This is a genomic window from Sulfidibacter corallicola, from assembly GCF_017498545.1.
Taxonomy (GTDB): Bacteria; Acidobacteriota; Holophagae; order Acanthopleuribacterales; family Acanthopleuribacteraceae; genus Sulfidibacter; species Sulfidibacter corallicola.
Genome location: NZ_CP071793.1, coordinates 10243582 through 10255689 on the forward strand (window position 1 = coordinate 10243582; position 12108 = coordinate 10255689).

The following is a 12108-nucleotide window of genomic DNA, read 5'->3' on the forward strand; positions in this document are numbered from 1 at the left end:
GTTTCGGGTCCAACCGCGATCGATCACCACGCCCACCCGTCGCCCCAACGCCATGCAAGGAAGAACCGCACTCATGACTGACACCGCCCCTCACCACCACGCGATCGCCATCGTCGGCATGGCCGGCGAATTTCCCGCCAGTCCCGATCTCACGACCTATTGGGAGAACCTCACCCAAGGCAGGCATTGCCTGACGACCCTCGACGACGAGGCCCTGCGCCGAGACGGAATCGACAGCGCCGCCATCCAGAACCCCAACTACGTCAAGTGCAAAGGCATGCTGGACCGACCGGAGTGGTTCGACGCCGCCTTTTTCGACATGCCGCCCCGCGAGGCGGCGCTGATGGACCCGCAACACCGCCGTTTCCTGGAAGTCTGCCACCGCACCCTGGAACAGGCCGGATACGATCCCGACCGCTACGACGGGTTGATCGGCGTCTACGCCGGACTATCCTTCAATTCCTACCTTCAGAGCAACCTTCTGCAAAACCCGGAAGCGCTGCAGGCCCAGGACATCATGCAAACCCTGATCGGCAACGACAAGGACTTCGTGGCCACCCACATCGCCTACAAGCTGAACCTGAAAGGACCGGCACTCACGGTACAGACCGCATGTTCCACGTCGCTGAGCGCGGTTCATATCGCCATTCAGAGTTTGCTGGACTATCAGTGTGACATGGCCCTGGCCGGCGGCGTCTCGATCAAGTTCCCCAACCGGTCCGGCTACTTCTACCGCGAGGGCGGCATTCTCAGCCGTGACGGTCACTGCCGGGCCTTCGACGAGGCCGCCACCGGCACGACCATCGGCGACGGCGCCGGGGCGGTCCTGTTGAAACGGCTCGAGGACGCCCTGCGCGACGGCGACACCCTTCACGCGATCATCAAGGGTTCGGCGATGAACAACGACGGCCGCGACAAAATCGGGTTCACGGCGCCCAGCATCGAGGGCCAAACGAACGTGATCGCCATGGCCCAGGCGATCGCCGGCGTGTCACCCGAAACGGTGAGCTACGTGGAAGCCCACGGCACCGGCACCAAGCTGGGAGACCCGATCGAAATGGAGGCGCTGACGCGTGCGTTCCGCATGGGCACCGAGGCTCGCGGGCGCTGTGCGGTCGGTTCGGTCAAAACGAACATCGGCCATTTGGACGCGGCCGCCGGCATCGCCGGCCTGCTGAAAACGGTGCTGATGCTGAAACACCGAACCCTGGTCCCGTCCCTCCACTTCCAGGAGATCAACCCACAAATCCCGCTGGCCGAGAGCCCGTTCGAGATCCAGACGCGGTGCGAAGCATGGTCGGCCGGGAGCACCCCGCGCCGCGCGGGCGTCAGCTCGTTCGGCATCGGCGGCACCAACGTCCACCTGGTTCTGGAAGAAGCGCCCGAACCCAAACCCGTCCAAGAGGCAAACGGTCCCTGGCTCCTGCCCCTTTCGGCCAAGACAGCGAGCGCCCTGGCATCATCGGCCACCGCCTTGGCCAACCACCTGCGCGCCCTGCCGCACCTGAACCTCGGCGATGTCGCCCACACGTTGCGCGTCGGCCGCCAGCCGTTGGCTCATCGTGCCGTGGCGGTCGCCGCTGACCGCGACCACCTGCTCGCCCGCTTGGACCGCATCGGTTCGGGATCATCGGCAGCGCTCCGAACCTCCGAGAGCGCGCCGGCGCCGATCTTCCTTTTCCCCGGCCAAGGCACCCAGTTCGCGAATATGGCGCGCGGCCTCTATCGCGACCGGCCCCTGTTCCGCGACATCCTCGACCACTGCGCGACGCGCATGCGCGACGAGCTCGGTCGCGATCTCCGCGACCTTTGGTTCTCGGACGAATCCAACCCCGCCATCAACCAAACCCTGTACGCCCAGCCGCTCCTGTTCACCACCTGCTACGCGGCGGCCCGCCTGCTGATGGATGAAGGCCTGACCCCGGCGGCGATGCTGGGTCACAGCATCGGCGAATACGTGGCCGCCTGCCTGGCCGACGTCTTCTCCCTCGAGGACGGGATCCGTCTCGTCTGCCGGCGTGCGCGGCTGATGCAGGACGCACCGACCGGGGCCATGCTCGCACTTCAGTTGCCGGAATCACAGGTGCAGGACCTGCTTGGTGACGGCCTCGACTTGGCCGCCGTCAACGGGCCCGAGTCGTGCGTGGTATCGGGTCCGGCACCCGAAATCACCGATCTGGCCGGGCGCCTCGAACGCGAAGGTCTCGCCTTCCGCCGACTGCACACCTCCCACGCCTTCCACGGCCGCTCGATGGCTCCGGCCGCCGAACAGTTGGCCTCCTTTCTCGAAGACTTCCCCCTGCAGGCTCCCCGGATTCCCCTGATCGCGAACCCGACGGGCACCTGGCTCACGGCCGAGGAGGCCGTGTCGCCCCGCTACTGGGCCCACCAACTGCGGTCCACCGTTCGCTTCGCCGAGGGCATCGCCACGGTGTCCGACTTGGACGACGGAGTCTTCGTGGAAGTCGGGCCCGGGCGCACCCTGACCGAACTGGTCCGCACGCAGAGCGACCGCCCCAGCCTGCGAACCATGGCCCACGCCAAAGGACGGCAAGACGACGCCCTCCTCTGGCAGCGGGCCTGGGGCGAACTCTGGTTACACGGAGCCACCCTGCCGCCGTCGCCATCGGCCAAGCGCATCCCGCTGCCCACCTATCCGTTCGAACGCAAGCAGTTTTACGTCGCGCCCAATCCGGGAGCCAAGTCGGGGATCGAAAGTCCCGGCGAGCTTGCCGCGGACGCACCCAGTTGCCTGATTCCGCGGTTCGAGGAAGTCGTGCCCACGGCACCGGCACCCATCGACGGCACGCAAACCTGGTTGATCTTCGAGGAGCGGGAGTCCGATAGTCCCAATGCGTTTCAACTCCTGCTGGAGCAGCGTGGTGCCCGGACGATCACGATTCACCCCGGACCTACCTTCGAAAGCCATGAGACCGGTTTCCGGCTGGATCCGCGCCAGGAAGACCACTTCGCCCTGCTGTTTCAACACATGACGCGGCGGGGATGGCAACCCCAGCGCGTCCTGTTCGATTGGACCCCCCACATCGGCTCGAATGCCGGCGGCGCGGGCCGGCTGACCGGCGAAAATGTCATGCGTGCGCTGATCAATGTGGGCCGAGCCTTGGCATCGGAACCAAGAACGGAACCGATCCGCATGGCGGTCATCACCCGCGGCGGCACCGCCTTCGGCGACGAACCGGTGATTCCCCAGCGCGCGTTGGTGCAGGGTACGGCGCTGGTCCTGCCGCAGGAAATCGATCGCGTACACACCACCACATTCGATATCGGCACCCATACCGAATTGGACGCCACCACGGCGGCACTGGTGCTGGACGTCGTGGAAGATGAAGGCCACGGCGGCATCCTGGCGGCACGCCATGGCCGGCTGTGGCAGACGGGCTACCACGAGGTGGCACATCCATCGGAACAAGGGGCTGCCGACGCGTTCGAGAAGCGGGGCACCTACCTGATCACCGGGGGATTGGGCCACATGGGCTTGGTTCTGGCCGAATACCTGGCCGAAACGTACGACGCCAATCTGGTGCTGATGACCCGGCGGGAGATCGATGCCCAGGGCCGCCCGGTCGGAGATGTCGACCCCGCTCTGGACCGCCGCATCGAGCGCATCCGATCCACCACGCCGGGTCGGGTCCTCCTGCTTCAGGCGGACCTGACCAACGCCCACCAGACAGCCGCGGCCCTCGCCACCGTGGAATGCACCTTCGGGCATGTGAATGGGGTGTTCCACGCCGCCGGTTTCACCGGGCCGGCTTCGTTCTGTGCCATCCGCGACATGCACGACGCCCACATCGACGCCCATCTCGGCCCCAAGACCACCGGTACCGCGTTGCTCGCCGCCTGGATCCGCCGTGCCCGCCCCCGATTCTGCGCGGTCATGTCATCCCTGGCAGCGCATTTGGGCGGCCAAGGCTTTGCCGCCTACGCCGCGGCCAACCGGTATCTCGAGGCCATGGTTCAGCGCGAGAACCAGTGGCACGCCGCCAACCCGGCGCCCACCACGGAGACAGCCGACTCCCGAACCACGCGCTGGCTGAGTTTCGCTTGGGATCGCTGGCGTTACGACGAGAGCCCATCGAGCGGGATGCAGGGCGCAGCCGCCGCCATCCGTCCGGAAACGGGCCTGGCAATCCTGACGGACTTGGCGCGACTCCCGCCGGGGATCGACCGCCTGGTCGTGGCCTGCGGCGACTTCGAGAAACGGCTCGAACGCTGGGTGACCGACCGGGACGAGGACCTGCTCGAGGCGCCCGCACCACCATCGACGCGCCACCCCCGCCCGGACCTGGACCAACCGTTCGTGCCGGCGCAGACCGAACGTCAGCGAGCCATCGCGGCAGTCTGGGCCGAACTGCTGGGCATCGAAGAAGTGGGCATCGACGATTCGTTCCTGGAGTTGGGCGGTCACTCGCTGCTGGCCATGCAAATGATCAACCGGCTGCGCGAAAAACACCACATCGAGTTCACGGTGCAAGACCTGTTGGAAGCCCAGACCGTGCGCCTGCTCGCGGAGAAACGCCGCGACATGGAGATCGCCCCCGACGATTTGGACACCATCCACCGCCTGCTCGCGGAAATCGAGGGCATGGACCCGATGGCGCCGACCGACGCACAAACGCTGCCCGCATTGGAGGTGCCCTCATGAGCGAGCTGTTGACCGAACGCATCGGTGCACTCTCACCCGAACAACGGCGCCAATTCGAATCCCTGCTCGCGCAACGCGACATCCAACTGGGGCGCCTGGGGATCTTTCCGGTGGACCGCGACAGGGGCCGCTTCCGGCTCTCGTTCGCGCAACGCCGCCTCTGGTTCATTCACCAGCTCGAACCCGAAAGCACCGCGTACAACCTACCCTCGGCGGTCCGCATCGAGGGCGACCTGGAACCGGATCGGTTGGCAAAGGTTCTGGGCGAGATCATCCGGCGCCACGAATCGCTGCGCACCCTGTTCGACCAAGACGACGACGGCGAACCCTACCAATACCTTCTCGACCATCTGGAGGTGCCCCTGGTCCAGGAAGATTGCCGCGACGCACCGGATCCGGAAACCGCGGCCCGCCAATTCGTCGAACGCACCCTGAATCGGCCCTTCGACCTGACCACCGGCCCCCTGATTCGCGCGGTGCTGGCCCGCCTCGGCAGTCGCGAATGGATCATGGCGGTCGCCATGCACCATATCGTCTCCGACGGTTGGTCGCTGGGCATCTTCTTGAACGAGTGGATGGCCGGCTATACCGGATCGATCCCAGAGGAAGCGCCCGCGTCGCGAACCGGCATCGGCTACGTGGATTTCGCCGAATGGCAGCGCCATCGGCACGACAGCGACCGCATGTCGGATTCGGAAGACTTTTGGCGCGCCGCGCTGATGGGCGGCCGGCCACCGAAACTCCCCTGGTCCCGAACGCGATCGGCATCGAACGAGGCCCGGGGCCTCACGGTCGCCACCCAGATCCCGGCCGTGTGTCGCGATCGGCTCAAAACCCTGGCCCTGGAGACGGGCACCACCTTGTTCGAAGTGCTGACGACGGCCTTCACCGTGCTGATGCACCGGTTAACCCACGAGACCGACATCTGCATCGGCACGCCTCTCGCCGGTCGCACCCGTCAGGAAGTGGAACCGCTCATCGGCCTCTTCGTCAACACCCTTCTCCTGCGAACCCGAATCGATGGCCTGCCCACCTTCGCGGAGGTGCTGGCTTCGGTGAGCCGCAACCATCGTGCGGCACAGCAACACGCCGAGCTCCCCTTCGAACGGGTGGTCGAGACGCTTCTCGAGGGTCAAGCCCGCCACGACACGCCGCTGAACCGCATCAATTTCGCCTTTCTGGCCACGCATTTCGAGTCTCGGGAACGCGACGGCCTGCGCATCACGCCCTATCCGGTGGAGCCTCCCGAGGTGGCGGGAGACCTGACGATTTATGTCAACGAAGTGGCCGACGGGCTGGCGATCCGGTTTCAGTACCGCGAGGCCGCCTTCGAACCAGGCGCTTTGGAACGTTTGGGCCAGGCCTACCGGTGTCTCCTCGAAGCCGTACCGAACCAGGCCGATCGCCCGATCCACCGACTCCCGACGATGGATTCGGACCAATCGGCCGCGATCCTCGCCGCCGGCGAGGCAGATCGCCCGCCGCTGGACCTGGGCCCCGACCCGCGTCTTCACGACATGGTCGCCGAGCAAGCCCGCCGCACACCGGACCGAACCGCCCTGCGCTATCAGGGCGAGCGGCTGAGTTACCGGGAAATGGCTCACCAGGCCGACAACCTGGCCCGGGTCTTGGCGGGGCACGGCGTCGGAACCGGCTGCCGCGTGGCCGTCCACCTCGAACGAAGCCCGGCCTTGCCGATCGCCATCCTGGCCGTGATCAAAACCGGCGCCGCCTTTCTGCCGATGGACCCCGGCTACCCGGCCGCCCGCCGCGCCTTCATGTTGCAGGATTCCGGTGCCCCCCTGTTGTTGGTCCATCGCGATGTGGACCTGGACTTCGCGGTCGCCCCGCAGGTGACCGTTCTCGCCGTGGCACCCCTGCTCGAAAACGATTCGGCTTCGGTGGAACCCGCACCGTCCGGCGCCCTCGACCGACCCCATCCCGACCATCCCGCCTACTTGATCTACACCTCGGGTTCCACCGGGAATCCCAAGGGCACGCTCGTCAGCCATCGCAATGTGACCCGACTCGTCGCGGAGCTGAATCGAGCCCTGGACATCGACCGCGAGGACACCTTTCTGCTGAAAACCACTTGCAGCTTCGATCCCTCGATTTGGGAAATGTTCGGTCCGCTGACCGTGGGGGCCAGCCTGGCGATTCTGCCGGAGGGAACGCAGGCCGACACTTTTTCCATCGCCGAGTCGGTGCGTCGCTATGGCGTGACCGTGCTGCAGGTAGTCCCTTCCATTCTGGCGCTGATGGTGGAAACCGGTGACCTGAGACGTTGCGAAGGCCTGCGCCTGTTGTGCAGCGGCGGCGAATCCCTGAGCGCCCAGCTCGCCAATCGGTGCCGCGCGCAGTCGCCGGCCCGGCTGGTGAACCTCTACGGCCCCACCGAAGCGACCATCTGGATCACCACCTGGGCCTGCCCCCCAGACGGCGATTGCGAGCGGGTGGCCATCGGTCGCGCTTTGCCTGGCAATCGCACCTACGTGTTGGACACCCACCTGAACCCGGTCCCCGCCGGAATTGGCGGCGAGCTGTACCTGGCCGGAGACCAAATCGCCCAGGGCTACGCCAACCGCCCGTCCGACACGGCGACCCAGTTTCGACCCGACCCCTTCAGCGGCGTACCGGGCGCGCGCATGTACGCCACCGGGGATGCCGCCACCATGACGTCGATCGGTGCGCTTCATTTCCATGGTCGCCTGGACCGCCAACTGAAACTACAGGGCGTTCGGATCGAACCGGGCGAGATCGAGAATGCACTGGCGCGCCACGACGCGGTCAGCCACTGCATCGTGGTCGTCCGCACCCGCACGAACAGCCAATCCTCGTTGGCGGCCTACTATCAAGGTCGCGAAACCGCACGCGACGACCTGATCGCCCATCTCGAAGCACTGCTGCCCGCTGCCATGATTCCCACGTCCTTCGTCTACATGGACGCATTCCCGCGCCTGGGCAACGGCAAAGTGGACCGACGCGCGCTTCCCGATCCCCGCCCGCAGACCGCCGACCCGAACCGCCCGCTCCGTGCACCGCGCACGGACGCCGAGCGGGTGACCGCCGCAATTTGGGCGGAGGCGCTGGGTCGCGAGGAGATCGGCATCCACCAGAATTACTTCGAGCTGGGCGGGCACTCGCTGATGGCCATGACCATCGTGGCGCGGATGCGCAAAGCCTTCGATCAACCCCTCCCACTGAAAGCCCTTTTCGATCATCCCACCATCGCCACGCTGACAGCGCATGTCACGAGCAGGGCAAACACAGCGGGCGCTGACGAAGCGGGGATCGACGACACGATTGAACCCGACCTCGAAAATCGTGGGTCGCCCTTCCCGCTCAACGACGTGCAGCAAGCCTATTTCGCCGGCCGTCAGGGCGCTTTCGAACTGGGCAACGTGGCCACCCACATCTACCTTGAACTGGATTGTCGCGATCTCGATACCGACCGATTGAAGCACGCCCTGCAACAGATGCTCGAACGTCACGACATGCTGCGTGCGGTCGTGCTCCCCAGCGGCGAACAACGCATCCTGGAACGGGTTCCCGACCTCCAGCTTCCGATCCTGGATCTATCGACCCTGCCCGGCGCCGAACGCGAAGCGGCCCTGGCGGAGATCCGAGACCAGATGTCCCACGAGGTCATCGACATCGGCGCCTGGCCGACCTTTCACGTCCGCGCCTCCCGGCTCGACGGCCGCCTCGTGCGGCTCCACCTGAGCCTCGACATCCTGTTCCTGGACGCGTGGAGCATTCGCCTCTTGGGCGGAGAACTCTACCGGCTCTACCGCAATCCCGAATCCGAGCCGCCACCGTTGACGCTTTCCTTCCGCGACTACGTGCTCGCGGAAGAGCGGTTGAAGCGAACGGAAGCCTACGAAGCGGCGCTTCGCCATTGGCAACGGCGGGTGCGGACCCTGCCCGCGGCACCCGAACTGCCCTTGGCCAAAAGCGCCGCCACGGTGGATCGACCCCATTTCGAACGGCGCCACACGGAGCTGAGCGCGGGTCAATGGCGGCACCTCCGTCAGTTGGCCGCGGACGAGGGCGTCACGCCTTCGGTGCTGCTGTTGACCGTGTACGCCGAGACCCTGGCGCGTTGGAGTGCCTCGCCCCACTTCACCCTGAACCTGACCGTGTTCAACCGCCGCCCGCTCCACCCCGAGGTCAACGACCTGGTGGGCGACTTCACCTCGCTGACCCTGGTGGAGGTGGACCTGGGCGACCCGTCCCCGATCGGCGAGCGCATGCGCCGCGTTCAGCGAACGCTCTGGGACGAAATGGAATACGGCGTGGTGAACGGTGTCCAGGTTTTGCGGGAACTGGCCCGCGCCCGCGGCAATTACGGCGCCGCCCAAATGCCGGTCGTCTTCACCAGCACGCTGACCGGGCAATCCTCGGCCGACGCCGAACTCGCCGAAGATTTCCAAGTCGGATACACGATCTCACAGACGCCCCAGGTGCGGCTGGACTGTCAGGTGGCCGAAGTCGACGGCAAGCTGGGACTGGTCTGGGACGCGGTCGAAGAACTGTTTCCGCAAGACCTGCTGGACGACATGTTCCACGCCATGGCCCAGCGGCTCGCGGTGCTGGCGGAACACGTCCCCGCCGTCCTGGGCGCCAGAGACGCGCTCCCCTTGCCGGACCACCAGCGACGGTTGATCGCCGCGGCCAACGCCACGGAGACCCCGATCCCCGAGACGCTGCTCCACCTGGACTTCGAGGCTCAATGTCGAACATCGCCAGAGGCACCGGCGATCATCTTCGAGGACGAAACCTGGACCTACGATCGTTTGAACCGCCTGGCCAACCAGTTGGCGGAAGTCCTGGGCGAACGCCGGTCGGATGAGCTGGTGGCGGTGCTGCTCCCGAAAGGCCCCGTGCAAATCGCGGCGGTCCTCGCGGTGCTCAAAGCGGGTGCCGCCTATCTCCCGATCGACCCCACCCTTCCCGAGAACCGCATCGCCCATTTGCTCGAGGTCGGCCTGGTGCGACGGGTGCTGTGCCAAGCAGGGATCCAGCTTCCTGACGGCAGTGAAGCGCAAGCGGTCTTCGTCGACCGGTTCGATCCCCTGTCGGACGGCGCGGAAAATCCCAAATCGCGCGTTCGGCCCACCGATCTGGCCTACGTCATTTTCACCTCGGGCACGACCGGCTTCCCCAAGGGCGTGGTCATCGAGCACCGCGCCGCCAACAACACCCTACGCGACATCAACCAGCGCTTCCAGGTCGGTCCCGAGGATCGCGTCCTGGGGCTTTCTTCGCTGAGTTTCGACCTGTCGGTTTGGGACATCTTCGGCATCCTCTCGGCGGGCGGCTGCCTGGTGCTGCCCGCGCCGGAGCGCTCGCGGGACCCCGGCCATTGGCTGGAACTGATCGAACGCCATCGCATCACGCTCTGGAACTCGGTGCCCGCCCTGATGGACATGCTGGTGGAGTTCGCCGAGGCGATCGGCCAGGAGCCGCGCGACCTCCGCGCGGTCTTGATGAGCGGCGATTGGATTCCGGTGAACCTACCCGACCGGATTCGCTCACTGAACCCGCACACGCGCATCGTCAGCTTGGGCGGCGCGACGGAGGCTTCGATTTGGTCGATCTTCTACCCCATCGAGCGGGTGGACCCCACCTGGAAAAGCGTGCCCTACGGCAAGGCCCTCGCCAACCAGAGCTTTCACGTGCTGGACGCGCGGCTCGACCCCTGCCCGGTGTGGTGCCCGGGACGGTTGTACATCGGCGGAATCGGCGTGGCCCGCGGCTACTGGCGCGATCCGGAAAAGACGGCCGCTTCCTTCATCGTTCACCCCACCACCGGCGAACGGCTTTACCACACCGGCGACTGGGGCCGACTGCTGCCCGACGGTAACATCGAATTCCTGGGCCGGCGCGATTTGCAGGTCAAGCTGCGCGGGTTCCGCATCGAGTTGGGCGAGATCGAATCGACCTTGGCCCGCCATCCCGCCGTCGAATCGGCTACCGCGCTGATCGTGGGCGATGGGGACGGCCGCCAACTGGTCGCCTGCATCGTGCCCCAGGACAAAGGCCGCGCCACCACACCCGCCAAGGAGCTGGAGACCGGCGAGGACGGCGTGATCCTGGATGCCGAGGCCCGCGCCCGATTCAAAAGGGGCCGACCCGGACTGCGCCGGTTCCCCGCCGATCGGCCGCGCACGGCACTGGCCAGACCGGAGCTGACCGAAGCCTTCACGCAACCGTTCCTTCGACGCCGGTCACAGCGACGGTTCTCGGAGGAACCGGTGACGCGGGCACGGCTCGCGGGTCTGCTGACCTGCCTGCTGGGCCTTCAAAACGGCGATACGGTCAAGTACCGCTACGGCTCGGCGGGCGGGCTGTACCCGGTGCAAACCTACCTTCACCTGCGGCCCGGACGCATCGAGGGGCTCGCCCCGGGAACCTATTACCACGATCCCGCAACCCATGAGCTGGTGTTGCTGACGGCCGATGTGGACATCCCCGAAACGGTCCACACTCCGTGGATCAACCAGCCCATGTACCGCTCGGCGGCCTTCTCGATCTTCCTGGTGAGCGACCGCAGCGCGATCGCGCCGCTCTACGGCGGGGACGCCGAACGGTTCGCCCTTCTGGAGGCAGGGCTCGCCACCCAACTGCTGGAGACCGAAGCACCCAACCATGACCTGGGCCTGTGCCAAATCGGCGCGCTGTCCTTCGACGCAATCCGCCCCCTGCTGCTGCTCGGCCCCGATCACGATTGGGTTCACTGCTTGATCGGCGGCGTGGCGGCGCCCGTTCCGGCGAAGGCACCATTCACCTTCGCACCGTCCGTCCCCGCCGGCGACAGGGAACACACCGGACCCCTGGACGCGCAGTTGACCGATTACCTGAAAACCCAATTGCCGGACTACATGGTGCCCAATCGCATCGAGTTGATGGCCGACCGGCCGCTCTCCCCCAACGGCAAGGTCGACCGCAAGGCGATCGTCGCGGCGCTGCGTCACACCGGGCCGAAGCGAGACAGCGCACGGCCGCGCTCCGGCGAAGCGGGCCCGGTGCAAACCATCCTGGCGGTGATGCAGGAGATTCTGGAACTGGACGAGGTCGACCGCGACCGGAACTTCTTCGAAATGGGCGCCAATTCGATCCAGATGATTCGCGTCCATCGGCGATTGAGCGACCTCCTGGCCCGCAAGATCCCCCTCGCCAAACTCTACGAGCATCCCAACGTGAACCTGCTGGCGGCCTACCTGGCCGAATTCGATGCCGCCAGGCCCGAACCCGGATACCTACCCGAAACCCGAGCCGCGTCACGCTCCGAGCAGGAGCCGGATTACGGCAAACGCCGAAGACGGATTCGCCAGCGCCGCCGCGACCAAGCTGGCTCCCCCTCCCGCTAACCGCCCTCCTCCGAACCGCCCGGCACCTGCCGACCAGATAGCCCGAACCACGCGCATGACCGCCGGTTCTCC

General features: G+C 66.2%; 2 protein-coding genes. Both read left to right on the plus strand.

Features of this window, described 5'->3' with window-relative positions; translation table 11 throughout:
* Positions 1-73: 73 nt before the first annotated feature.
* The gene (locus tag J3U87_RS30970) at positions 74-4663 is read left to right on the plus strand and encodes a type I polyketide synthase (RefSeq protein WP_237379672.1); all 4590 of its coding nucleotides are present in this window, start codon (positions 74-76) and stop codon (positions 4661-4663) included.
* A complete protein-coding gene (locus J3U87_RS30975) occupies positions 4660-12036 on the plus strand; it encodes a non-ribosomal peptide synthetase (RefSeq protein WP_237379673.1) in 7377 nt (2458 codons plus the stop codon). Before J3U87_RS30970 ends, J3U87_RS30975 begins: the two co-directional genes overlap by 4 nt.
* Positions 12037-12108 lie beyond the last annotated feature (72 nt).